The sequence below is a fragment of the Shewanella sp. HL-SH2 genome, assembly GCF_051164935.1.
GTDB lineage: Bacteria > Pseudomonadota > Gammaproteobacteria > Enterobacterales > Shewanellaceae > Shewanella > Shewanella glacialimarina.
Map to the genome: position 1 here is coordinate 326,170 of NZ_CP195035.1, position 26,775 is coordinate 352,944.

A 26,775-nucleotide genomic window follows, 5' to 3' on the forward strand; every position below is an offset into this window, starting at 1 on the left:
AGTTTGACAAAAACAGCTTAGAAATGCACCTGATTTTAGTGTTCGAGGAAGAATTGAATTACAACATTTATAAAGCCATCGGGTTATAGCTTGGCTTTATGCGAGTAGCACATATAAAAATGCCCTCAAATTACTGAGGGCATTAAATCAAAAAAATACCAAGCGACTGAACTATTTGGCCATTTTGCGGCCATATATCAATAAATAGATCGCTGGAATAACGAACAAAGACAACAGCGGTGCAGTCACCATACCACCTACCATAGGCGCGGCGATTTTCTGCATCACTTCATTACCGGTGCCGCTACCCCACATAATGGGCAGCAAACCAAAAAAGATAGTGGCTACCGTCATCGCTTTAGGGCGAATACGCATTACCGCACCATGAATTAACGCTTCGGTTAAGTCAGAGCGGTGATTGTATTGCCCTGCGGCTTGGCGATCTTTAATACTGTTATTCAAATACACTTGCATCACGACCCCAAACTCAGCCGCGACCCCAGCAAGGGCTATCATGCCGACCGATACCGCAACCGAGAAGTTAAAGTCGAGCAAGTACAATAGCCATGCGCTACCCACCAATGAGAATGGTAGGCTTAACATGATCACCGACGCTTGAATGAATGAGCTAAATGTCATCATCAACAATATGAAAATCACAATTAACATCAGTGGAATAACCAATTTCATTTTCGCCTCAACTCGCTGCATATACTCATATTGGCCAGCGAAGCTGTAACTGTAACGAGGCGGCAAAGTGATTTGTTCATCCAACGCGGTACGCGCCATTTTGATGTATTCGCCAATGGAGATGTCCTGTAAATCGACAAACACCCAACTGATTAACCGGCCATTTTCACTGGCTAACATAGGCGCGCCATCACTAATGGTAATGCTGGCTAAATTACCCAAAGGCACATATTTACCCGTTTTGGTAAGTACTGGTAAGTCTTTGAGTTTTTCTATGTTGTCACGTAGCTCACGTGGGTAGCGAATGATAATAGGATAGCGCTCTTGCCCTTGTATCGACTGGCCAACTTGCATGCCACCAATGGCCATTTGCACCACATCTTGAATATCTTTTAAGGTCATACCGTAACGGGCTGCATTTTTAAGATCGGGTTCGATATCAATATAACGGCCACCACTGGTGCGCTGCGCAAAAGCAGAAGTGGTACCTGGCAACTTGCTCACTACAGCTTCAATTTCGGTGCCTATTCGTTGTAGCTCATTAATGTCTGCCCCGGATATTTTTATTCCCACGGGGGTTCTTACTCCAGTGGATAACATATCAATACGGGTTTTAATCGGCTGCACCCACGCATTGGTAATACCGGGCACTTTTACGGTTTTTTGCAGTTCACTAATAATGCCTTCCAGTGTCATGCCTTCACGCCAAGTATCACGTGGGTTAAGCATAATCGTGGTTTCAAGCATGGTTAGCGGTGCAGGATCGGTCGCTGTAATAGCGCGGCCAACTTTACCAAATACCCTTTTCACTTCAGGAATGGTTTTAATCAGGCGATCGGTTTGCTGCAATATTTCCGCCGCCTTGCCTGAACTGACACTCGGTAAGGTGGTAGGCATATACAATAAATCGCCTTCTTCGAGTGACGGCATAAACTCGCTGCCCATTTTAGTCATAGGGTATATCGCACTGCCAAGTGCCATAATAGCGACTAATATAGTCATTTTAGGAAAGCGCAGTACCACGCGTAACAGCGGTTCATACATGGCAATTAATATGCGACTTAGCGGGTTTTTCTTTTCTGCGGGAATTTTTCCGCGTACAAGATAACCCATTAATACCGGAATTAAGGTAATAGCCAAAATAGCCGATGCCGCCATAGCAAAGGTTTTAGTAAAGGCTAACGGATGAAATAATCGCCCTTCTTGAGCTTCAAGCGCGAACACAGGCACAAAGCTTAAGGTAATAATCAATAAGCTAAAAAACAGTGCCGGCCCGACTTCAACCGACGATTGTCGCACTAACTCCCAATGGGCTTCACCCGTTGGCGTTTCGCCATCATGTTGGTCGCGGTAATGCTCAAGGTGTTTATGGAGGTTTTCTACCATCACAATAGCAGCGTCCACCACAGCACCAATCGCAATCGCAATCCCGCCTAAACTCATAATATTGGCATTGACACCAATTATGTTCATCACAATAAAACTGACTAAAATTGAAATCGGTAATGAAATGATCGCCACTAAGGTTGAACGGGCATGCAGTAAGAAAATAAGGCAGATAAAACCAACCACCAGCATTTCTTCTAGTACTTTACGCTTGAGGTTATCAACCGAGTTTAAAATGAGTTCCGAGCGATCATAGGTAATCACCAGCTCAACACCATCGGGTAAACCATTCTCAATTTCGGCTAATTTTGTTTTAACGTTGTTGATGGTTGCTAGGGCATTTTCACCGTAACGCATCACCACAATGCCACCAACGACTTCGCCTTGACCATCAAGCTCGGCAATACCTCTTCGAGCCGCAGGGCCTGTACGCAGTTGCGCCACATCTTTCATCAATACAGGCGTGCCCGACTCAGCCACAATACCTAAAGGGATTTCGGCAAAGTCTTCTAAGGTTTGGCGATAACCCGACGAGCTGATCATGTACTCAGCTTCGGCCATTTCAATTACCGAGCCACCGGTAGAACTGTTCGAGTTATCCAGCGCATTTCTGACCGTCATCAAGTCAATTTGATACAGCGCCAGTTTGTGCGGGTCGACAATAATTTGATACGCCTGCTCCATGCCGCCAATGGTGGCGATCTCTGACACACCTTCAACGCTTTGCAATTCTAATTTTAAAAACCAGTCCTGCAGTGATCGAAGCTGAGCTAAATCATGCTTACCTTTACGGTCAACAAGGGCGTATTGAAATACCCAGCCCACGCCAGATGCGTCAGGCCCTAATGAAGGGGTGACGTTAGGGGGCAATTGCCCCTGGGTTTGCGATAAATATTCTAAAACCCGTGATCTAGCCCAATAGATGTCTGTGCCATCTTCAAAAATAATGTACACATAGGAATCGCCAAACATCGAGAAGCCACGCACGGTTTTCGCGCCAGGCACGGCTAGCATCGCCGTCGACAATGGGTAGGTAATTTGGTCTTCAACTAACTGCGGTGTTTGGCCTGGATATGAGGTTTTTACAATCACCTGCACATCAGATAAATCAGGTAAAGCGTCTAAAGGCGTCATCCGCATGGCTTGATAGCCAATTAATGCGATAACCACGGTCATTAACAACACCATGGCTCGCTGCTTAATCGACGCACTAATTATTTTTTCTAACATAGTGAGCTCCGATTAATGATTTGCGTGTGGATCAGGTGCAGCACTATTGCTGCCACTTAATCGCTGTAAACTACCTTGAATACTGGCTTCAGAATCAAGCAAGAATTGCCCCGACACAATCACTTTATCGCCCGCCTTTAAGCCTTCGGTGATTTCAGCTTTACCCTGGGCAATCATGCCAACTTTAACGGGTACAGAAGCAAATTGGTTATCACTGCGTTGCACCACAACACGGTTTTCACGCCCGGTAAGAATTAACGCCTCGGTTGGAATGGCTAATACTCCCCGGTTTGGACCACCAAACAGTTTTACATCCACTAAGGTGCCTGGTTTTAATTGCTGATTCGGGTTATCTAAGCGAATTCTCACCCGCATTGCCCGTGTCACTGGGTCTAACTCTGGGTAAATGTAATCTATGCTGGATTCAATATCAAAAAGGCCTTGGGCCGCAGACGTCACCTCAACTGGCCGACCTTGTTGCAACCAGCTTTGTTCATTTTCAAATACGTCGGCAATCACCCACACGCTGCTTAAATCAACGATTTCAAACAAGGTATCGCCCGGTTGCACGTACATGCCATGACGCACTGTAAGCCGGCTAATGAGTCCATCTTGCTCGGCATAAAATGGCACGCGATACAGGGTGTCACCGGTGCGCTCTAATTGCTGAATCGACGCCGAACTCACCCCTAATAACTCAAGGCGTAGGCGAGCTTTTTTCAACAATAACGCACCACGGTTTTTATCCTGCTTAAGGTAATCTCTGGCTTGCATGTAATCATCTTGAGCATTTATCAGCTCAGGTGAATACAGCTCATACAATAATTGGCCTTTTTTTACTTGCTGGCCAACCGTATGCACCTTAAGGGTTTCTATCCAGCCGGTCACTCGGGTATGTACATGGCCAATCATATTTTCATTGTATTCTACCGTACCTATGGTTTTAACTAGCTTCCACAGGGTGCCCTCGGTAACGGTTTCACTGCGCATGCCTAACGCCTGCTGCATGCCTCCAGAAACGCCAACAACCACTTCCTCACCCACTTCACCTAGGGTGACTTTTTCTAAATTCATGCCACAAATTGGACAGGTACCAGGAGCATCAGACACCACATGCGGGTGCATGGGACAAACATATTTGATGTTCGCGTCATTAGCGCTGTTTTTAGTCGGTAGTAGTGCCGGCTGTGGTTGATTAAAAACCTTGTCAGCGGCAGTGTTAGTGCTATTTACAGCATCCATTGGCTGTGCGGCATGATCATGCCCCGCATGTTCATCCTCGGAAGCAAATGTCACTGATGACATCAGCAAGCTTGTGGTTAGCATTAAAACAAACGTAAATACGCTTTTACAGGGGGATATTTTCATATAGACCTCGAACGATTTAACACACGTATGTGTTAAAACTCGTTTAAAAAGAAACAGTAAAATTTGCTGCTAACATGGGCGATATAGCATAAATGCGCAGCTAAGATGTTTACGTTAGACGATAGGAGGTCTAAAAGCTGGCGGGAAGTCGATAGAGAAACTGTTTACAGCCACTGCGATAGGGGCTGGATTAGCAGGAGCATTAGCAATAGCTAACTGAATATCACTTAAGTCAGCGGTAAAGGTAATGGTTAAGCAGTGATTACAATCGATACTGCAACCGCCTACACCATTACAACAGCTGTTGTTATCTGCTTGCTGCGATTTCTGATTAGGCTGCATATTGCCATGACAATCTGTCATAGCGGAGACATGCTGCATTGAGGTCAGAGGCACATTATTATCTGAACCATCACTCAATGTTTGACTCACCATATGGGATTGTTGATGATCCATCGGCACCATAGAACTACCATTAGCTAACAAACCTTGTCCGACAAGTGCGAACAAAGTGAAAGTCATTAACCAGTAGTTTTTCAGTGTTTTTTGCATCGCACTCAAAATCCAATATGCCGGACTGAATAAATCTTGCAGCATCTTACGATGGCGATTATTCAATATAGGCTCATAAAATATCAACTAATAGAGTTGACCGTGTACACCATAAAATGCTTTCAATCTAAAACAACTTTGGTCGTTAGCTCAGCTAACAAACAAGTCGATAAGGGCAATAGCATAACGCTAAATTCATGCTGATGATAACTTTTTTATTGTTGTCATTGTGTGACAAATGCCTAATTTAGCAATAACTATAACAATTTTATCGCAGCGGGCTTTGACCGAGTACCACGCTTGCGGCGGTATTTTCCTTTTCGAAGTAAATCAATGCACCAATAACACCCGGTAACGGTTAACCACAAACTGAAAAAGGCCATCAACATCATAGGCAGATTATTAAAACTACCTTCATTAAAATAATCCATAAAATGCAGCATAAAAAAGATATCGGCTAACTTTTTATGCTGATCACTGTGGCCGACTATTCGCCCAGATTGCGCCTCAACATACACTTGAGTATCGATGTCGTCAGTAAAGTTGACCTGCCATGTGGGGTTTTGTTGTTTTGGAAAATCGCTAATCGGTGGGGTGAGTAATTTGAGTTCGGCTACCTTGCCCTCACCTGTATATGACGCTTGCGCTAACCTTGTTACCAGCTCTTCATCAAGAGTGACCACCTCACCGCTATAGGCATCGACCAAGGTGTATTCATGATAAGAATGCGCATACAAGCCTTGCTGATGGCTAAGTAAATAATAGGGCTTAGCCAATAAAAATACCGTATCTAACGCCACGCTATCACTATGTTGTTCAAGTACGGCTTTAGGCTCAATCAACTGAATCGCATCGAGCTGATTGGGCACAATATCCTGACTAAAATAGGTTAGCCCTGCCGCTTTGGTGTGATCCATCAAATTAAAATACAGGCCACTGGCTAACCATAGCACAAACTGAATCCCGACAATGACCGACGCCCATTTGTGCAACTTTCTAACCCAACGCATTAGGCAACTCCCACGCGTTGAACGCGGCTTTTTTTACGGCGTGTAAACTGGCCTTTGAACACCCTGAAATACACTAACACCATGCCAGTCAGTGCCCCACCACTGGCTAGCAAGGCGACCCAAAACAGCAGCATATTATCGATATCTTCACCGCTGCTGTAGTCCATAATATGAAACCTAAACATCCAATCAAACCAACGCCAAAACTCATGGCGCTTGCCCACCAAGATGCCCGTTTGTGCCGAAACATAAAGCGAAGGGGCACCAAAATCATTAAAGTTGACTCGCCATGCGGGTAAATGGCGCGGGCTTAACTCAAAAGGAGGGTTGTCGGTAATCAGCGTCACCTCAGCAACATCGCCCTTACCCGTGTAAAAGTATTGCGCTACTGATATAGCCACTGACTCTGATAACGGCGTTAACACTTGGCCGCTATTAGCGCTAATAACTAATTTTTTAGTGGGCTCGCTCTCCGCTAAGGTCAGCCTATAAACTGTTTCACCTAACAAGGTATCGACACTGATATTGTCAATATGGGGATAAGCTTGAATGAGCTGTTGCAGTGAATAATTCATCTGGGCGGGCTGCACTTTAGATTGCGGGTTGGTAACCAAATCATCACCATGGATAAAATCGATATCCATATAGACCATATAAGCGCCCGTGACCGACCATATCGCAAATTGCAGCCCTAAAAATAACATCAACCATTGATGAAGCGTTCTTGCGGTTTTATGCATGACTTTCTCTGTATTTGAGCTAAAACACTTTTATATTATTACCTTAACAGTTTTAGCTAGGTAATCGTTAATCATCTTGTTGCTGCAATAATAGCTTAATACCTTGATAGCTTTGCTGATTGTTTAGCACTGGTTTGCACCCAGTTGTTGAGCTTGGGAGGAGGATAAGTTCAACATCATCGATAAGTTTGCTCGATAACCGTCCCTCACGGCAAGCTTGCACAATCCACTGTTGGTAAGCTGGATAATTGGCAGCCATATTAACTGAAACCACCCGATTGGCGAATTCAATATTAGCCAGACGCTGTTTGTTATCAATATCGGCTTGGCTGCCTGAAGTTAAATAATGAGACACCCCTTTAAATATTGATTTGCCATTATCATCTTTACGGGCTTGAGTTTGCTCGATAACCCACACACCATGCTCACCAATAACCGACAGATGTTTATCAGCAATATTGACTAACAGTGCGGTATTTTCATCCACCCCAAATCCCATTTCACTATCAGTGGAGGCGGTTAGCATTAACAATCTTATTTGGCGATCCCGCTCAGAAAAATGCGTATCCATTATCCCAAAAGGAAATAACCCCAAGCCACCCTCTGCACGATAGGTCACTGCCGTTGCGGGTATATCCCCATCACACTGATGTATTTCGCACCGCTCACTCGGTGGTTTGGCACTCAATACACCATGCTGTATTGCGCCGTCACTAGTGCCGCCAGTGATCATATTCGCCGCTGTCATCACTGCTGTTCCCGCACTCGTCCCGCCAATCACGATTTGTTTATTGGCCAAGCGATTTTTAATGACGGCTAACGCTTTAGACGGCTTTTTATCCGGCGTTAACCAAGCTGTTAAGGTTAAACTTTGATCGCCACCATTTAAAAATAAGCCATCAATATGCTCAAGCTGCTGATACAAATTTTCGGGTGACTCACATAGACGTTGTTGTAATTGTGTGTGTTCAGGATAAAGCCTCGCTTTATCAGTATTTCCTTGCAGTTGCTGGCGAAGCAATGGCAATTTCTCGCATTGATCATGATGTATACCAGCTTGCAAAGCCGCATCTAAGGGCAACCAAATAACATCAGCGCCAGCTTGTTCAAAAGCACTGGTGTAGAAAGAAATGGACTCAAACGGGTCTCGGGCTGAAGCGGTTACAATACCAATTAATGGGCGTGTCGCATCGGGATTTTTTTGCTGTTTTTTTAGTAAAGCCTGCAAGGTAAATAGTCGATAAATAGCCGGACCATAAGGCTTGGTTGTGGCATCAAGCCTGACTTGTTCTTGCAAGGGGCTGCCATCAATAGAGTGTTGTTCTTGTTCTAATAAATCGAGTAAAGCATAGTATTGCTGATCGGTTAACTCATCCAATAAATGCTTATCAACCTGATACACAGCATCTTTTAACTGGTTTAAATTAACACTGCTTTTTGCAGCTTTTCGACTGGCTTTGCGCAGATTGTTAGTTTGATTTAAAGATAATGTTTGCAAGCTAAAATGATCAAGTGCTCGTTCAAGCCAATCAAGGCTGAAGTGATATTGGATTGATAATTTGGCATTAGGTGAAAAAGTGATGCTGTCGACGCAGGAATGAGGTGAAAGTGAGCTACAGGTTTTTAAGCCACCCCCAACTAACATCAAATCAAACCCAGGTGATAATGGTTTTTCTAGCTTTGGTGAAACGTCTTGATTTGCCCATACATTATCAACAAACAATAATTGCAATAACAAGCAAAAAGCTAAAGTGCTAAAAAATATAAATAATTTAATTCTAGAAATAATTTTCATGGTTGCACTCAAAAAAAAGTGTCTGCCACGTATTGACTCAAGCATCATATTACGGATAGCCTCTTAACATATCAACAACAAAAGATTATTTTTTATAACATGATATTTTCAGCAACTCTTTTCCAAAGATACCACTTCCGTAATTGGTATCTGTCTGAATGGTGGGACGAATAACCTACTGAACACGTTAGTGTTTGGTGGAGTTTTGTCTAGCCGTCTTACTCCCCTCTCAATCATTTGATTGACGTTCTACTGCCTGCAAACATTTATTAATGCCAAGCGTATTGACTCACGCGCAGTGTAGCCACGTCTAAAAATTACAATTAGAGATTTATCGGGAGCTTACCATGAGAAGTTCAGTACTTTTATGCGCCGTGTTTGGAATGGCGTTATCACCTGTTGCCTTAGCCGTTGCCAACGAATTAGAAAAATCACAACCAGAACAAATAGTAGAACGGGTTGAAGTGACGGGGTCACGCCTTAAAGGTGTCGATATGGAAGGGGCTAACCCTTTACAAAGTTTTAGCCAGGATGAAATAGCCAAAAAAGGCTATGGTTCTGTCAGTGAGTTTTTACGTGATTTACCCCAGGCATCAAGCGCTGGAACTTTCTCTGAGTCTGGCGGCGTAGCAGGAGCAGATGGTGCCCCTGCTGGCGCTTCAGGGGTCAGTTTACGAGGACTAGGCTCAAGCTCTACCCTAGTATTAGTCAATGGTCGACGTGTTGCAGTGGATTCATTTTCAAACGGTTCAGACTCATTTGTGAACGTTAACTCCATCCCGCTTACTGCAATCGAACGGATTGATGTGTTAACCGATGGCGCCTCATCGATTTATGGCTCTGATGCTATCGCTGGGGTGATTAATTTTATCCTACGTAAAGATTTTGTCGGCCATGAATTAAGTGCACAATATGGTAATGACACTTCAGACCACGATGCCAGTAAAACCAATCTGACCTATGCTGGCGGGTTTGAAACCACTAATAGTAATACAACCATTGTGGTTGACTATGCTACGCGCAATCCAATTTTTAACAGTGATAGACCGGTTAATGTGACATATGAGTCTAATACGCGTATGTCAATTGACGGTGATGACTACGCCGAAAATTGGTGCGGTGACGATACCCAAAAAAGTGGTAGCCGTTGTAACTATGACTACGTCATTCAACGCGCCATTCAACCTGATTATGAAAACATAGGCGCTACACTGAATCATATCTATCGACTTGATAGTGGTTTAGAATTTTTTGCTGAAGGCATGTTTCAACAAAATAACGGCTCATCCTATGAAGCTCCAGCTGGCTACACGGCTTATGTGGCCGGTGATTCGGTAAATGTTCCTCAATACGTTCAAGATATCGATATACTAGATGGCAGCGTGAGTGATTTTATCACTGTAAGAACGCGTTTCCCTGAGCGTCGAATTCAAGAATATGACACCCAAAGCTACCGCATGTTAGCGGGTATTAGAGGGGATATAGCCGATTGGAGCGTCGAGTCGGCACTGAGCTACGGTAAATCGACCAATGAAATTAGAAACGTATCTGGATACATGAATGCCAATCGTCTAGATGCCGCGGTGGCAAACGATAGCTTTAATCCATTTAATTTAGGCCAAGATAGCAGTTCAGCCCAAATAGCGGCATTACGAGATCCTGGCGTGCGTCAGGGTGAGTCTGAAGTATTATCACTCGATTTTAACTTCGCTGGAGACTTATTTGAGCTGCCTGCAGGTATGGTCAGTTCAGTATTTGGTGGCGAGTTCAGAAAAGAAGATATTTTTGACAAACCTTCAGTGAATGCCGTTAATAATGAAATCATTGGCTTGGGTGCCAGCGACGCCGCCGCAGATCGCACTCAATACGCTGCATATGGTGAGTTTAACTTCCCATTAGCTGAATCACTCGACTTAATCGCAGCCTTACGTTACGACCATTACAGTGATTTTGGTGGTGATGTAAACCCTAAAGTCTCGTTACGTTATAACCCAATCGATGAGCTGGTATTACGTGCATCTTGGAGCACAGGGTTTAGAGCGCCATCGTTATCGCAACTTGGGGCAGGTACTTCATTAGGCAGCCAATATATTAATTGCGGTGCAGATGAAGCTTATAGCGCATTATGTGGCACAGCTGGTGCCGATTTAGGCGAATTAGAGTTTGACCAAGAAACCTTAGGCAATAAAGGCTTAGAAGCAGAAAAGTCGCAAGCGATTAACGTGGGCATGTCTTGGAATGCGACCGATGAATTGCAATTGACTGTCGATTATTGGCGCTATGAGCATGATGATATTGTTGATATTGACGCGAATACCACCCTGGATGCCTGTATTAAAGATCCTGCTAACGTGGTCGGTAGTGTTGCTGAGTTAGGCGATAATTTTGGCTGTGTTGTTGATGGACGAGGTGATATTAGCTTCTTACGCACAGGTTATTTTAACGTTGGCAATCAAAGTACTGACGGCTTAGATTATAACGTTAACTATCGCTTAGACACCAAAACAATAGGTGAGTTTAAGTTCTATGTAGCTGGTACTGAAACCTTCTCGTTTGAACGCCAAGTGACACCGACTAGTCCTGTTGAAGACTTATTAGGCAAGCTCAGTGGTGCATCTGAAACCGCGCGCCCTGAACGTGTTATTGATTTAGGCACAGACTGGGAAGTTGATAACTGGAATGCCAACATTTCAGGTCATTACATTAGCTCCATGGGTGACGGTGACTTTAAGTTTGATAATGAAACCGTTGAAGATTGGTTAACCTTTAGCGCCAGTATTGGCTATGAACTTAACGAAAATCACACTGTATTGTTATCGGTCCGCAACCTAACCGATGAAGAGCCACCCTATGCTTCTTCACCCACTAATGGCTATGCCAGCTCGGTACATGATTGGCTCGGACGCCGCTGGAATGTACGTTATACTTTTAAGTTTTAAATAACTTAAGCCCTGTAGGTCGTGCATAGCACGGCCTACATTTTCTATCACCAAAATAAAAAGTAAAACAATATGAAGTTACAGACAGCTCGAGAAATGCCAGATGCCTTCATCATCTTGTTTTTTGTTGTGTTATTTGCCGCAATTACCACCCACTTTGTCCCAGCAGGTTTTTTTGAAGTGGCTATCAATCCTGATACTAATAAATCAGCATTAATTGCCGGTAGCTTTCAGTTTGCCAGCGACTATCAGGGTGTGCCTTTATTTGCCGAACAGGGTGAAATTGGCTTTCTTAATTTTGCCTTTGAAGGCATGGTTTCAGGTGACAAATGGGGCTCAGCCATTGGAGTAATGATGTTTATCATTATTACTGGCGGCGCCTTTGGCATCATCATGCAAACCAAAGCGGTTGATAATGGTATTTTGGCGTTAATCGCTAAAACCCAAAAATTTGAACTGGCTTTTATTCCTATTCTATTTGTATTATTTTCTGCAGGCGGTGCGATATTTGGTATGGGCGAAGAAGCCATTGCCTTTTGTATTGTGCTGTTACCCTTAATGCGCGCCATAGGCTACGACGGTATTGTGACAATTTTAGTCACTTATGTGGCGACTCAAATTGGTTTTGCCGCATCTTGGATGAACCCTTTTAGTGTTGCAATAGCTCAGGGTATTGCTGACCTTCCGTTAATGTCAGGCTTAGAGTTTAGAGTGATAATGTGGTTTATTTTTACCTCTGTCGGTGTTGCATTTACTATGCACTACGCCCAAAAAATAAAACGAAACCCTGAACTATCCCCCTGCTTTAACGAAGAAGTTTTTTCAACTGAGCCGCAGGTAAAAGTTAAATTCAATTTAACCGATGGCCTTATTCTCACCACTTTTATGCTGGGTATTGTTTGGGTTATTTGGGGTGTTATTGCCAGAGGTTATTATATTCCCGAACTGGCAAGTCAGTTTTTTACCTTAGGTTGTGCGATAGGTTTAATCGCCATTCTCAGTAAACGCCTTAAAGTTAATGATGTTGCCAATGCCTTTAAAAAAGGCGCACAAGAATTATTGCCGGCGGCAATGATTGTCGGCATGGCCAAGGGTATCGTGATTATATTAGGCGGCGATCAAGCGGACACTCCATCTGTATTAAACACCCTGCTGCACTATACTGGTCTATTTTTAGGACAATTACCTGAAACCGTTTCAGCGGTTTTTATGTACTTATTTCAATCCATATTTAACTTTTTCATCGCATCGGGTTCTGGCCAAGCTGCGTTAACTATGCCGATTATGGCGCCATTGTCTGATATTTTAGGCTTACCCCGTCAAATTGCCGTATTAGCCTTTCAATTAGGTGACGGCTTAACCAATATCATCATCCCAACATCTGCCGCGCTGATTGGCTGTCTTGGTGTCGCTAAAGTAGATTGGTTTGTTTGGGCCAAATTTATATGGCGATTTATGTTGCTGCTGGTCAGCATTTCGATCACGTTTATGATTGTTGCCGTCAGCATCAATTTTAGCTAAGGGTTTTCATGCAATTATTTAAAAATGCACAAGTTTATGCCCCAATGTACCTGGGTAAAAAAGATGTTCTGTTGGGCGGCGGTAAAATTATTGCCATTGAAGATAATATTGAACTCACCGCCAATTCATTCATTACTGTCATTGATGCAACAGGACGACTATTAACCCCAGGATTTGTAGACTCACTGGTACACATTACCGGTGGGGGTGGCGAAGGCGGATACACGACTCGCACCCCTGAAATGCATATAAACGATGCCATTAAAGGCGGCGTAACTACTGTGATAGGCGTACTGGGGACTGATGCTCAAACCCGCAGTTTAGAAAATCTTCTCGCCAAAGCATATGCGTTAGAAGAGCAAGGTTTATCAGTATTTTGTTATACCGGCTCCTACCACTTGCCTATGGTCACCATTACCCAATCAGTTAAGCATGACATTATGCTGATCGATAAATTTATTGGTGTCGGTGAAGTGGCTATTGCTGATCATCGCAGCTCGCAAATAACCTCACACGAAATGGCCCGACTCACATCAGAAGCAAGAGTAGCTGGCATGCTGGCTGGTAAAGTCGGGATTGTTAGTATTCATGTGGGGGATGAGCCCAGTAAACTCGATTTACTTGAACAGGTGATTAGTCAGTTTGATATCCCCATTACCCAGTACTACCCAACCCATATTAACCGCAGCAAAGCGCTGTTAGAGGCAGGGATTGAGTTTGCCCTTAAGGGTGGGTTTATTGACTTCACCACCAGCACCACGGCACAAATTATTCAACAGGGGGAAGTTCCCGCTGCAAAAGCATTAGCATTAGCACTAGACAAACAGACTCCAATTAGCCAGCTAACTATGAGCTCAGATGGTAATGCTAGTCTGCCGGTATTTGATACTAAAGGTAACCTAGTTGATTTACAGATGGGCCAAGTTAGTAGCCTACATCAAGCTATGGTTGATGCTGTTAATCTATTCGACGTGCCTATTGAACTTGCTTTAGCCTCAATAACTGAGTCACCGGCAAATATATTAAGGCTGACACACAAAGGCAGAGTAGCTATTGATATGGACGGCGATATTAATTTATTGAATGCTCAGACACTGTCTATTGAAGCGGTGTACAGTAAAGGTAAGTTAGTTTTTTCTGAGGGAATATCGCGTCTTAGTATACCGTTCTAATCATGATTAAAACGGCTATATAGAGCTAACTTAACATTGAATTGTTAGCTCTATAATCTTATTAATGCTCATGCTGATATATTTGCCCAACTTCTAAAACAGGTGATGCATCTAACTTTTCTGCATCCATCATGCTTGAAATTCGTTGCATGGTCGCCAACATCTGCGACTGTTCCCACTCTTGCATTGACTCAAAGCGGGCAATGAAGTGATCTTGCAAAGGCTTAGGAGAGTCTTTAATTATCTCTTTGCCTTGATCAGTTAAACTGATCCCCACCTTGCGCTTATCTGTGGTTGAACGCGTACGCGTCACCAACCCTCGCTTTTCTAAACGATCGACAATACTGGTAATGGTTGCTGAGCTTAAGTTAATGGTTTTAGCCACTTCTTTAACCATAGCACCGTCATGTTCCGCAATAGACAGCAAGACCAATAGTTGTGGGCTTGTTAAGCCAGTCTCTTTACATAACTTCTTTGAATACAAATCAATCGCGCGGATTACCTGCCGCAAAGAGACCAGTAACTCTTCATACTTTTTCATCGGACTTATTCACCCCAACTATCTGTTCAACGCTAATAATTACAATTCTATCAAAATCTGAATAACTCATAAACAGACTATTTTGTTTATTTTAAAACGAAATAGTTGTCATAAAGTTACCAACATGGGTTGATCTTCCCCGTTAACAACGTATCATAATGGTTCGTACTCTAATCATTCGTGGTGAATCATATGAAACGCAATAATTTTATGAGAAAAATCTTCAAATCAAAAGTAAAGCCTAAGAGAATCGCTAAGAACTCAATGGAACTCCTTTGTTTCTGGTTAATTCTTGCGACTTATGTTTTTAGCCCTTTGTATACAATATATAAGTCGAACTCAAACAATAACGCAGGAAAGTAATGAATTATACCTATTTCACATTAACGTTATATTTTATGTTAATGCTAGGCATCGGAATTTATGCCGCTAAAAAATCCACTTCTAACTTATCTGATTACATGTTGGGCGGCAGAAAAGTCAGCCCTCAAGTAACCGCACTCTCCGCCGGAGCCTCAGATATGAGTGGCTGGATGTTGATGGGTTTACCCGGCGCTATTTTTGTCTCAGGTTTTAGCACCGTCTGGGTTGCTGTGGGCTTAGTTGTAGGTGCCTGGGCAAATTATAAGTTAGTCGCCCCTAAATTACGTGTATACACCGAAGTCGCTAATGATGCGTTAACCTTGCCAGATTTCTTTGGCCAACGTTTTCACAAACAAGATGGCATTATTAAGCTGGTATCTGCGATTGTCGTCATTATCTTCTTTACGCTTTATACCTCTGCAGGCTTAGTTGGCGGCGGCAAACTATTTGAATCCGCATTCGGGCTCGACTATCAGCTAGGTGTTTTCATTACCATGTTTGTGGTCGTAGCTTATACCTTATTAGGTGGTTTTCTTGCGGTAAGTCTGACCGACTTTGTCCAGGGCGTCATTATGTTCATCGCCCTAGTTATGGTGCCCGTGGTTGCTTTTACTTATTTTGAAAGCACAGAAACCATGATGGCTTACTCACTAGAAGAGATCCCCTCGTTCAGTCAAAGTCTTGAAAGCCTGACCGTATTATCATTATTATCCAGCTTAGCTTGGGGCCTAGGCTACTTTGGTCAGCCACACATTATTGTTAGGTTTATGGCAATTGATACGGTTAAGAATATCAAAACAGCTAGACGTATTGGCATGAGTTGGATGACGGTCACCATTGTGGGTGCACTAGCAACAGGGCTAACTGGGGTGGCGTATGTGAATAAATATAATGTTGATTTAAAAGATCCCGAAACCATATTTATTTTCTTTTCGAACGTCTTATTTCACCCACTAATTAGTGGTTTCTTATTAGCCGCTATTTTAGCCGCGGTAATGAGCACAATATCATCACAGCTTTTAGTATCATCAAGTTCACTCACCGAAGACATTTACCGTGTTTACAGTAAAAAAACGCTGTCGCAAAAACACTTAGTGAATGTGGGCAGAGGATGCGTATTTGTCGTTGCACTAATAGCGGCAGTCATGGCATTACAACCGTCTAGCAATATTCTTGGCATTGTCAGTAACGCATGGGCAGGGTTTGGTGCCGCATTTGGTCCATTAATTTTGTTCTGTCTGCTGTGGGAGCGAGTCACTTATAGCGGTGCACTTGCCGGAATTATCACTGGGGCGGCAACAGTATTGTTTTGGATTTATGCGCCAGTGTTAGACGGTGGCGCAACACTCAGTAGCTTAGTGTATGAAATGCTACCTGGGTTTTTAATTAGTGCACTCAGCATATGGCTTGTTAGTCTTTGGAGCGAAAAGCCTTCAAAGAAAATAACTGACCAATTTAAAGAAGTTAATCAAGTATTGATTGAAAGCACATCATAAGAGGAAGTATGTCTTTAAGTAATAATAAACGGATCGTTATCAAAGTGGGCAGTGCATTAATTGCCCCAGGTAGTGACGGTTGCAGTCCTAAATACCTGAAAAACATCGCCGACTTTATAAAATCTTGCCGTAAACAAGGCTTACAAGTGATCTTAGTTTCATCGGGTTCTGTTGCCGCGGGGCGCCAATGGTTTAATGTTGAGACCCCTTCAAAGGCATTGAAGAAAGCCATGGCCGCCGCGGGTCAAAACGACATGATGGCAATATGGGCTAAGTTGCTTGATATGCCACTGGCACAAATATTACTGACTCAAGGCGACCTATGTAACCGTGAGCGCTATGTCAGTATAAAAGAAACTATCGAGTCATTACTCGAATATAACGTACTGCCAGTGATTAATGAAAATGACACTGTCACCTCTGAAGAGTTGAAAGTGGGCGATAATGATAATCTCGCCGCAATGGCTGCCGCGGCCATTAATGCTGATACTTTAATTATGTGCACTGATGTTGATGGGCTTTATGATAAAAACCCACACAGCCATAGTGATGCAAAATTATTACAGCAAGTGGATGTCATCACACCGGAAATATATGCCATGGCAGGTGGAGCAGTAAGCTCAACAGGCACAGGTGGTATGCAAACTAAGATTGAGGCTGCAGAAAAAGCCACCGCACATGGTATTGATACCTTCATTATTAATGGTTTTGACGTTAACTCTTTTAACCAGTTACTTGAAGGTAAAAACCCTGGTACTCACTTTTTACCTAGCAACGAGCCATTATCACCCGCAGTGCATTGGATGACTCACACCGTTCGCGAACGTGGCGAAGTGATCATTAATGACACCACCACAGCGTTTGGTGACAATGAAGATATGTTGACCCGCGAAAATATTATTGAAGTTAAAGGTCAGTTTTCAGCAGGAGACACCATTTTAGTCACCACAGATGATGGCACTAGAGTGGCTAAAGCCATGACGAATTACAGTAGTTGTTTATTAAATTATATCGCCCAAGAGCAAAACGATATAAAAACGACCGACGGCTATTTTTCTCAAGACAATTCTATTATCGCAAAAGAGCATTTAACCGTTTTGGAGAACACATGAATTTAATGACAACTATGTCACAGCAGGCGTCACAAGCAGCACGCGTGTTAGCAAATTTAGATACAGCAACAAAGAATAAGGTTTTGTTAGTCATGGCCGCCGAACTGCGTAAAAGTTCACCCGCCATACTTGAAGCCAATAAGTTAGATATGGATGGCGCTAAGCAAGATAATGTCGCCAGTGCAATGCTTGACCGTTTATTGCTAAATGAAGATCGCATTGAGCTGATGGCTAAAGGTATAGAAGACATTGTAAAGCTTGAGGATCCAGTAGGTAAAATACGTGATATTGGCGAGCAACCTAACGGGCTTAAAATCAGTAAAATGCGCATGCCTTTAGGCGTTGTGTGTATGATTTATGAAGCAAGACCCAATGTGACAGCAGATGCTGGCGCCCTGTGCTTCAAGTCAGGTAATGCCATTATTTTACGCGGCGGTAAAGAAGCGATTCATTCAAGTAAAGCTATCGCTAGTATTTTACAAAAGACCTTAGCCTCATTTGATTTACCAGAAGCATTAATCAGTGTGGTACCCAATGCTGACAGACAACTGCTAATGGATTTGATGGATCAACGCGGCCTGATTGACGTGATCATTCCCCGTGGCGGCGAAGGGTTAATTAACTTTGTCACAGACAACAGTAAAGTACCGGTTATTCAGCACTTTAAAGGTGTTTGCCATTTATACGTTGATAAAGATGCTGATTTTGACAAAGCCATCAATATTCTGCTGAACGGCAAAACCCAACGTACTGGGGTGTGTAATGCACTAGAAGGCTTAGTGGTTCACCAGCAAATTGTTAACGACTTTATGCCGTTAGTGGCAAAGCACCTAGCTGAACATAAGGTTACCATCAACGCCTGTGCCACCAGCCTGCCTTTCTTTAAGCAAGCTAATTTATTGGCTGATGAAGATTTTGGTCAGGAATATCTTGATTTAGAAATCGCCATCAAAGTGGTCGATAATATGGATAAGGCCTTAGATCACATTCATCAAAATGGCAGCCATCACACTGAAGTCATTTGTACTGAAAACCCTGAGCGTGCTCAACGTTTCCAGCGAAGTGTTGATGCCTCGGTTGTAATGGTCAATGCCTCATCGCGCTTTTCTGATGGTAGTCAGCTAGGTTTAGGTGCCGAAATTGGTATTGCCACCACTAAGCTACATGCCTATGGTCCTATGGGATTAGAAGCATTAACCGCTGAAAAGTTTTTAGTGTCTGGTAACGGCCACGTTAGAGGCTAGTCATTAGCTTTGAGCGAGTGAAAATCACTAAATTAAGCTGGTTAACTTCAGCTCAGGATAGCTAAATAAAAAGAGGCTCACATAATGTGAGCCTCTTTTTTTATGCATCAAAGCGATAGCTCAAACTAGGCTTAAGCAATAAAGGTATTGGCACTCTATTGCTATGCACATCAGTAATTTGAAAACATGATTAATCACTTATGCTAAATGCTGAGTAAAAAATGCTAATGTTCTTTGCCATGCTAACTCAGCATTAGCTTCATCATAACGGCTAGTAGAATCATTATGAAAACCATGGTTAGCATTTTTATACATGTGCATTTGATAAGGCACATCAAAAGTTTTTAAATCTTGCTCATACTCTGGCCAAGACTGATTCACTCTTTCATCCAGCTCTGCTAATTGCACCATTAAGGGAGCCTTGATATTTTTGCGCAGCTCTTTGGCCGCTGGAGTACCATAAAAAGGCACCCCCGCCTGAATAAGCTCAGCATCAACAGCGGCGAGATAATTCACAATATAACCACCAAAGCAGAAACCAACAGCGCCTAACTTGCCATTACTGTTTGGATGACCTTTTAAAAACTTGCCCGCAGCAACAAAGTCATGTTCAATTTTAGCGCGATCTAATGTTGCTTGCATCGCTCGCCCTTCATCATCATTCCCAGGGTACCCGCCTAAAGAAAACAAAGCGTCTGGGGCAAATGCAATAAAGCCCGCTTTGGCTAAACGTCTAGCCACGTCTTTAACATAAGGATTAAGACCACGGTTTTCATGTACCACCAGCACCACTGGTAATAAACCCGTTTTATCTGTCGGCGTCACTAAATAACCGCGCCCTTTGCCATACCCTAACGGCGAATCAAAGATCTCATAAGTGGCTTTTATAGCAGCGTCATTAAAGGATACCTGCTCTGCTAAAGCATAATTGGGCAGTAAAGCTGACGTCAGTACGCTCATTGAATATCCCAGCGCCACTAGCGAACCGAGCTTTTTGATGAACATGCGACGATCCATGCCCCCATGGGCATATTCGTCATACCAATCAAATGCTTGTTGTGGAATAGTATTTTTTAACGTTTCTGACATCTGAACTCCCTTAGATCATATATAGCGTGACCGTTGCAATATTAACGGCATTCAACAATCGATAAATTGTCACTTCTTATACTTATATTTATGTTTAGTTTTATACTCACTCTGGCGGAAATTGATACGCCATAGCTTCATTTATTGGCATAGCTTTAGCAAAAAACCAACCTTGTACACAATACACTCCCGCTTGTCGTACAATCGCTAATTCAGCCTCGGTTTCAACGCCCTCAGCAACTAATTGATAACCTAATTCGGAACATAAAGCCGCCATATGCTTATATAACAGTAACCCGTCAGCAGAATCTGTCGCCAATAACATCGAGCGATCAAGTTTTATATCATTGGGGGATAACTTAATTAAACGTGATAAGTTAGAAAACCCTCGGCCAAAGTCATCAATGGCAACACTAAAACCTTTACGCTGTAATTGCGCTAAATTCGCCCAAGCCTGGGGACTGTCATCTTTAAAACCAGACTCTAACACCTCTAACTGTATCTGATGTGGATACAAACGATTGAGTTCGTCTAGTCCCTGTATAATTGAGACTTCTAATAACGACAAAGGGTGAAGATTAATCGACACAAAAGGCCTAATACTATTTTCTGCCAGCTTTTTGAGGTCATGTTTAATTCTATTGACCACCCAGAAATCGATCATCGACACTAAATTATTGCGTTCAAGAATATCCATAAACCAGGGGCCAGAAATTTCACCCAGGTTATTTTCCAGTCTTAGTAGCGCCTCAAAGCCGATTACCTTACGCTGATTTATATCCACTTTAGGTTGGTAATATAAAATCAACTTACCATTGTCAATCTGGTGTAATACTTGATTCAATTCTGTAATATGAATAATTGAATCTCGCTGCTCAGAGCTGTATCGAGCTTCTGCATCTAATTGATGGATATCAGTAAATTTTAATTTATGACTGAGCTTTTCTATTAAGTTGGCATTATTGGCAAATCTGCTGGAAAACAACACAAATGGCAGATAAATAAACACATTCAACACAATTAAACAGGCCTGATATAGCACAGCCTTAATGTCACCACTGATTAACCAGCTGTTCAAAAACACCGGGGTCATCCAAGATATTTCTTGAGAGGTAAATTCAATAAAACCTAAACCAAGTACCCAATATGAAATAATAAAATTAACCGCTGGCGCCAAAATAAAGGGAATTAAGTAAACAGGATTAAACACAATCGGCAATGCGTAAACGATTAGCTCACAGAAGTTAAACATGTTAAAAGGCAAAGACACTTTCATCAGCGTTAACTCTTGTAACGAACGACCACGCCACAAGGTTGCAATCACCAAAGACAATAAACAGCCTGAGCCCCCCACAATAACAAAGTTGTTGTAAAAACTGTTTAAAGATAAGCCCGCAACAAAAGATTCTGACATCAGCACATTTGAAAAAAGACTTAAGTAAGTGTTATCACCATGCACCCCGATAAACCAAAGGCTATGTATGATTAACATCCGGATAAAGCCTTGCACCTCTAATGACAATCCAGTCACAAAGGTCACCAAGTAAGCAGTCAAATCACCAATCAACAAATCCATAATCGGTAAAACTAAGTACAGAGTGAGGTACACTAAAAAGAAAGGCAGAATAAGATTTAAGTGCTTCATTAAAAACGAGCTTGCCACTGATGCTCTAACCAGCTTCAACCCATTAAAGCCAAGAAAAAAACGCACTAAATAGGGCACCAACAGTGGAATAACTATGGAGTAAAAGTTAGGCCAAACAGAGCTTAGCATATAGCCAGAGTCACTTTTAATCAGATAATTACTGTGAGTAATAAAACACAAGCAAGCCAAAATACTGCCCACTATAGTGTTAACTCTTAAATTTTTAGAAAGGTGGTAACTTAGCGAAATCACAATTGCTAAAGGTGAGATGGCCATAATTAAGCTGTGACTTGTGTCCAAAGCAGAAAAAACAGCTATTTTACCCGCAAAATCGGGCAACAAAGACTGTAATCCGATCAGCATAAAAGCTAACGAAGAAATTACAAAAAAAGGAATAAGTGCAATAAAGCCTTCGCGCATAGACAGGATAAGCACGGTTTGATTCAAACTTGCTAAACGTTGAAATCGGCGAGATTCGAAAAGAGATGTTAACAATAAAAACACTTAAATTTAACATGGCGATTTATTGATAATAACGCAGATTACTTATATTTCAATAGCAACTTGTACAGACAAAGATTTACGCCTATTTTGAAGCTCTACCCAAGCAACATAAGCCGACTAAAATGCTATTCAAATTCAGTCAATGCCAGGCAACACCGTGGAAAAATGGCTTAGGCAGTACATTTCAGCGCTATATTTGGCCCCTAGATGCTGACCTAGATAACTTTGATGTACGGATCAGCATGGCAAGAGTACAAACCAATGGACCTTTTTCAATATTTAAGGGTATCGATCGTCACTTATCACTACTTGAAGGTAACGGGTTAAGGCTAACTTTTACTGATAACTCTGCGACTAACAAGCCTTCAGCTAGCCGTCCTGCAATAGACTTAAGCCAAACTAGTCGCCCTTATGCCTTTAAAGGTGAATGGTCTATTCATAGTGAGCTTATTGGTTCACAGGTGTTAGATTTTAACGTCATGGTTCGTAGAGGGTCGTATCAGGCTAAGGTAACCCAATGCCAATTAACCACCGACTGTTTATCCACAATTCAGCATGAAGGCGAGTTAATCCTGTTATTTTTAAAAGATACTGAGTTCCAAGATGAAGCCACTCAGAGTCATTCAATCGCTCAATATGATTTGTTAATAGTTTCAAGCGATATTATTAGCCATTGGCGTTTTAAACACGCAACTCCCGTTATCATCACCCAACTATCAAAGTGTGCAGGTTAACCAAAAGTGCACTTATTTGATGAAAATGTGTCGTTAACCACAGATTAGTTTGTGCACTATCGGTAACCTGAAGTAAGACGCAACAAACAGGGGAGCTTAAATGAAACATAAATTTATCACTACAGTACTAGGGGCTTTACAACCCAACCTTTTACAGTCTTTAGCTCAGGTCAGCCGCGAAATGGGTGCCAGTTGGGAAACCACTAAAGTCATCAAGCTCGACGGTCAATTCACGGCTATGATGCGGGTTATGATAAGTACAGAACAAGAATTGATTTTTAAACAACATTTAGCACAAAAATTTCCTCAGCTGACCTTCGTCTATGCCGAATTCGAGCATGAAAACCTACCACTTTGCACCGAGTTTACCTTAACCTTAGACTGTAATGACCGAGCAGGATTAACCCACGATATAAATCAGATATTGTCTGAACTTGAAGCCAGTGTTGAACACCAAGAAAGTAACCGAGTACAAGTCACGTCTATTGGTAAAACCGTATACAGCGCCAAGCTCAACTTAAGGCTGCCAGAAAACGTTACCCAAGCATTGTTAATCACTCAACTTGAAACAATAGCCGACAATATTAGAATTAAGATAGAGGACTAACACTGCCAACCAAAAGTAGTGCGACCTGTAGTGATTGCATCGATTATGAGATGATATCGGTGTCAGTAATAGAAACTTTTTCAGGCGAATAACATCGCTCCAAAGGGCTTTATATGAGTTGAATAGTCATAACACTCGGGCCAAGTCAGGCCTAGGTAAGTTAACCATGTCATCTTGACACAGTAAGTTCAGAACAAAAGGTTAAGTTGACACAAATACCTTACGGCAACCCAAGTACAAAATCGATAATATAGATTCACATAGCGCGGCAAATAACAGCCCTAGCAACATGCCAATAGCAATCGCTTCGGGCTTTAATAAAATCACATGGGAATAGTTTTTCCATACCTCAACTTGAATGTCATGTTGCGGTGCCAGAATAAGCTGTTGATAAGGGCTGTAACTGTGTAGGCGGAACTGAGTAAGCGCCTCGGTTAACAACACATAACGTTGATAAATAGACTCAATACTTTCACCACCAGCATTAACAACCGGATCATTGTTTTGCCGATAGTGGCTAATTAGCTTATTGAAGTCGCCACCAAAAAAGCGATCAGCATCGCGCTGAAATTCAGCCAAACTCAGTTTAGCTTCTAATTGATGCGCCTCAAGACGTTGCCCATATTGATCAACAAAACCGGGCACCTGAATACCAATTAATACCCCACACACAAATAAAATGATCCGCAGGTAGTCCATCAAATATTTAATCATAATGAATAAAATGTCGCCAAATACAAAGCATCACAATATCACTGATTATCTCACTAAGCACCTTGAATAAGTGGATATATATTTTGCATCGCAGGCCATCATAAATCACTGATGTCGTTATATTGGCTCATTCAAATAAGCCAATATGCTAGTTTGTCGACTGACCTAACTAATATCGCTAACCCAACTAATATCATAGTGTGGCAGTTTTTCATGGCCGTGATCACTTTTGCCGTTTAGCTCTGTTTGCTGAATAAAGTGACCTTTCATTTCTAAGGCATCGATACCCATCTCCCAATTGCCGCACCAAATACCAATGGCTACGGCGGCGTAATAGCGCGATGAAGTCACGGCATAAAAATCAACCTGAAAACCCTCAGGTATCTGCTTTGCTACACATCGAGTGGTTTGGCCATTATAAGAGGATGGTGCCCATTGGCAGCTTTCAAAACAAGCAGCAAAGTCAGACCAAGGTTGTATTTTCATATCAAGCGGTTGTGACATTTCTGTATCGGCAAAAAATAACGCTGACAAAGGTAAACGCTTATGAAACTGAGCGTTGAATATGCGAATAAATAAAGGAATATACCCGCTTGGGTAACCCACCGCACACAGGCAAATAATGGCATCCTTATCTGCATTAAAACGATCTCCAAGATGCGATTTGACACTGACATGATCGGCCCCAGGACCAATCCAACAAGTACCCAGTCCCATTTTAGTCGCATCAATAACGATTTTTTGCAAGCTTCGGCCAATATCTAAAATCGCACTTCTATCGTATTCTGCTGGCGCAATAGCCACTAAAAAGTGACGAGCATTCACAACTGGCCACACGGTGATAGGTGCTTCAACCCATTCTAAACGAATAGGCACATTACCTAATTTGGGTGCATTCAAATGCGTGCTAACCGACTGTGCCAACCCCTGAGCATGCTCAGAGGTTAACTTGCGAATCTGGTAAGAGCGACATGAACGTCGCTGTTTTATTAAGGTAAACACATCCTCAGTTCTTGGCTTTGGTAGTGCTTCAGGAAAACGAATGTGAAATCGAGATGTAATCACATCAAACACAATAATGGTTAACAACAACAGCGGTAACACCAACAGCACATTGGCAAGGGTATTCAAACCCAATAAATATAATAACCCAACAAATATAAATAGCCCCAGCGTTGCAGGCACTAGCATCAAATACTGTAACCAACCGGTAAATTGCAGTTTCATCTTTTGCGCAACCGCGTGAATAAGCAGCCTGCGTAACCAAGGAATAGCGACTTTGTCGATGATCGCCTGCTCATTGGCACCAAGACTTTTATAAATAATGTCTGATTTTCTAGGTCTGGTTACTGCTGTCATTATTACGCCTCTATATGCAAGTGATCGCTTGCATTATGGCAGGGATATTCTTTTTTGCAAGTACGTACTCGCATAATTTATACTGCCACCGATCTGCTGGAGGGCACATGCCAAAAAAAATTGATGAAGTAAAACTATTTGAAACCGTAATCCATGACTGGATGACCCATGGTTACGTGGGTACAACAACAAAAGCAATTGCCAAGATAGCAGGTATAAACGAGGCCACACTATTTCGCCGTTACGGTAGTAAAGCGGGACTATTCGCAAGAGCTGTCGATCATCAGTTAGCTGACACACCTTTGGCTAACATTAAAATGACCGGAGTACTACTCGCTGATCTATCCTCGCTAGCGACGGCTTATGTTGCAACTTTTGAGGCCCATGGAGATGTGGTTTTTCGTACCTTGCAGGAAAGCCCCCGCCACCCAGAAGTCAAAGAGGCGATGACCAATTTACTCAGTAATATTCAAAAAATGATCCAACTCGTCGGTTTTCATCAGCAACAAGGCCACCTAAAAGATGAACACCCAATGCTGACACTGACATCATTCATTGGCCCTATCGCGACTTATCTGATGTTTAAACAATCTGGACTAAGAGATGATATTCCAGCATTTAATGTTGAGGCTCATTTAAGATTATTTCTTGAAGGCAGAGGAGTTTAAATAATCCTATGGGGCACACTAATATCATTTCGAAGCACATTGTCAGTGACTATTTCTACCTGTAGCCAGTCAGTAGCTTTTGCAAGAGCAACTTTGTTTCACATTAGTTAATTCGCATAAGATGCTATACATACCGTCATAAAAAGACTGCCCATGTGTTACCAGCACTAACAGGATTTTGGACAAAATGGGATTAGAAAGTGTATTTTTATGAAAATTGGCCTTGAACCAACGACTGGACTTTAATTATGTCCAGCAAACTATATAGATATTAGTCCACGTTTGGTCGATTAACT

At 42.4% G+C, this 26,775-nt stretch carries 20 protein-coding genes; 9 read left to right on the forward strand and 11 right to left on the reverse strand.

Annotated features, from left to right (window positions below; genetic code table 11):
- Positions 1-171 precede the first annotated feature (171 nt).
- The 6 genes from ACRWP9_RS01275 to ACRWP9_RS01300 all read right to left on the reverse strand — a co-directional run bounded on the left by ACRWP9_RS01275 (position 172) and on the right by ACRWP9_RS01300 (position 8,771).
- Positions 172-3,306 carry an efflux RND transporter permease subunit gene (locus ACRWP9_RS01275; RefSeq protein WP_434927516.1) on the reverse strand — a complete coding sequence of 1,045 codons (3,135 nt, stop codon included), beginning with the start codon at positions 3,304-3,306 and terminating at the stop codon, positions 172-174.
- Between the two features lie 12 nt (positions 3,307-3,318).
- The gene (locus ACRWP9_RS01280) at positions 3,319-4,674 is read right to left on the reverse strand and encodes an efflux RND transporter periplasmic adaptor subunit (protein ID WP_434927517.1); all 1,356 of its coding nucleotides are present in this window, start codon (positions 4,672-4,674) and stop codon (positions 3,319-3,321) included.
- 114 nt (positions 4,675-4,788) lie between these two features.
- On the reverse strand, positions 4,789-5,292 hold the full coding sequence (locus ACRWP9_RS01285; RefSeq protein ID WP_434927518.1) for a hypothetical protein: 504 nt from the start codon (positions 5,290-5,292) through the stop codon (positions 4,789-4,791).
- A 191-nt stretch (positions 5,293-5,483) separates the two neighbouring features.
- On the reverse strand, positions 5,484-6,236 hold the full coding sequence (locus ACRWP9_RS01290) for a PepSY domain-containing protein (protein WP_434927519.1): 753 nt from the start codon (positions 6,234-6,236) through the stop codon (positions 5,484-5,486).
- Positions 6,236-6,976 (reverse strand): PepSY domain-containing protein, encoded by a 741-nt coding sequence (locus ACRWP9_RS01295; RefSeq protein ID WP_434927520.1) that lies wholly within the window; start codon positions 6,974-6,976, stop codon positions 6,236-6,238. Before ACRWP9_RS01295 ends, ACRWP9_RS01290 begins: the two co-directional genes overlap by 1 nt.
- Positions 6,977-7,043: 67 nt before the next feature.
- On the reverse strand, positions 7,044-8,771 hold the full coding sequence (locus tag ACRWP9_RS01300; RefSeq protein ID WP_434927521.1) for a cyanophycinase: 1,728 nt from the start codon (positions 8,769-8,771) through the stop codon (positions 7,044-7,046).
- Positions 8,772-9,118: 347 nt separating this feature from the next.
- Here ACRWP9_RS01300 and ACRWP9_RS01305 point away from each other — a divergent pair, with 347 nt between their 5' ends.
- The 3 genes from ACRWP9_RS01305 to iadA all read left to right on the forward strand — a co-directional run bounded on the left by ACRWP9_RS01305 (position 9,119) and on the right by iadA (position 14,403).
- Complete coding sequence (locus tag ACRWP9_RS01305) at positions 9,119-11,710, forward strand: TonB-dependent receptor (RefSeq protein WP_434927522.1); 2,592 nt, start codon at positions 9,119-9,121, stop codon at positions 11,708-11,710.
- A 72-nt stretch (positions 11,711-11,782) separates the two neighbouring features.
- Positions 11,783-13,231: a putative basic amino acid antiporter YfcC gene (gene yfcC, locus ACRWP9_RS01310; RefSeq protein WP_434927523.1), complete on the forward strand. Its 1,449-nt coding sequence runs from the start codon at positions 11,783-11,785 to the stop codon at positions 13,229-13,231.
- Between the two features lie 8 nt (positions 13,232-13,239).
- Positions 13,240-14,403, forward strand: a complete 1,164-nt coding sequence (gene iadA, locus ACRWP9_RS01315) for a beta-aspartyl-peptidase (protein ID WP_434927524.1) — start codon at positions 13,240-13,242, stop codon at positions 14,401-14,403.
- Positions 14,404-14,464: 61 nt separating this feature from the next.
- On the opposite strand, the gene ACRWP9_RS01320 is transcribed toward iadA, so the two are convergent.
- Positions 14,465-14,944: a MarR family winged helix-turn-helix transcriptional regulator gene (locus ACRWP9_RS01320; RefSeq protein ID WP_434927525.1), complete on the reverse strand. Its 480-nt coding sequence runs from the start codon at positions 14,942-14,944 to the stop codon at positions 14,465-14,467.
- Positions 14,945-15,306: 362 nt separating this feature from the next.
- Here ACRWP9_RS01320 and putP point away from each other — a divergent pair, with 362 nt between their 5' ends.
- Genes putP through ACRWP9_RS01335 form a run of 3 tightly spaced genes read left to right on the forward strand, consistent with a single transcriptional unit; the run spans position 15,307 to position 19,159 of the window.
- A complete protein-coding gene (gene putP, locus ACRWP9_RS01325) occupies positions 15,307-16,803 on the forward strand; it encodes a sodium/proline symporter PutP (protein WP_434927526.1) in 1,497 nt (498 codons plus the stop codon).
- Positions 16,804-16,811: 8 nt separating this feature from the next.
- A complete protein-coding gene (gene proB / locus ACRWP9_RS01330) occupies positions 16,812-17,915 on the forward strand; it encodes a glutamate 5-kinase (RefSeq protein ID WP_434927527.1) in 1,104 nt (367 codons plus the stop codon).
- Complete coding sequence (locus ACRWP9_RS01335; RefSeq protein WP_434927528.1) at positions 17,912-19,159, forward strand: glutamate-5-semialdehyde dehydrogenase; 1,248 nt, start codon at positions 17,912-17,914, stop codon at positions 19,157-19,159. The genes proB and ACRWP9_RS01335 overlap by 4 nt, the downstream gene beginning before the upstream one ends.
- Positions 19,160-19,357: 198 nt before the next feature.
- On the opposite strand, the gene ACRWP9_RS01340 is transcribed toward ACRWP9_RS01335, so the two are convergent.
- Entirely contained in the window at positions 19,358-20,248 is an 891-nt protein-coding gene (locus ACRWP9_RS01340) for a dienelactone hydrolase family protein (protein WP_434927529.1), read from the reverse strand.
- Between the two features lie 106 nt (positions 20,249-20,354).
- Positions 20,355-22,388, reverse strand: a complete 2,034-nt coding sequence (locus tag ACRWP9_RS01345; protein WP_434927530.1) for an EAL domain-containing protein — start codon at positions 22,386-22,388, stop codon at positions 20,355-20,357.
- Positions 22,389-22,519: 131 nt separating this feature from the next.
- Here ACRWP9_RS01345 and ACRWP9_RS01350 point away from each other — a divergent pair, with 131 nt between their 5' ends.
- Entirely contained in the window at positions 22,520-23,131 is a 612-nt protein-coding gene (locus tag ACRWP9_RS01350) for a HutD/Ves family protein (RefSeq protein WP_434927531.1), read from the forward strand.
- A gap of 100 nt (positions 23,132-23,231) precedes the next feature.
- Entirely contained in the window at positions 23,232-23,738 is a 507-nt protein-coding gene (locus ACRWP9_RS01355) for an ACT domain-containing protein (RefSeq protein ID WP_434927532.1), read from the forward strand.
- A 201-nt stretch (positions 23,739-23,939) separates the two neighbouring features.
- Here the strand turns inward: ACRWP9_RS01355 and ACRWP9_RS01360 are convergent, their stop codons facing one another.
- Complete coding sequence (locus ACRWP9_RS01360; protein ID WP_434927533.1) at positions 23,940-24,452, reverse strand: DUF2937 family protein; 513 nt, start codon at positions 24,450-24,452, stop codon at positions 23,940-23,942.
- A gap of 165 nt (positions 24,453-24,617) precedes the next feature.
- Positions 24,618-25,811: a nitroreductase family protein gene (locus tag ACRWP9_RS01365; protein WP_434927534.1), complete on the reverse strand. Its 1,194-nt coding sequence runs from the start codon at positions 25,809-25,811 to the stop codon at positions 24,618-24,620.
- Between the two features lie 107 nt (positions 25,812-25,918).
- On the opposite strand from ACRWP9_RS01365, the gene ACRWP9_RS01370 reads away from it, so the two are divergent.
- Positions 25,919-26,479, forward strand: a complete 561-nt coding sequence (locus ACRWP9_RS01370; protein ID WP_226412547.1) for a TetR/AcrR family transcriptional regulator — start codon at positions 25,919-25,921, stop codon at positions 26,477-26,479.
- Positions 26,480-26,775: the final 296 nt, after the last annotated feature.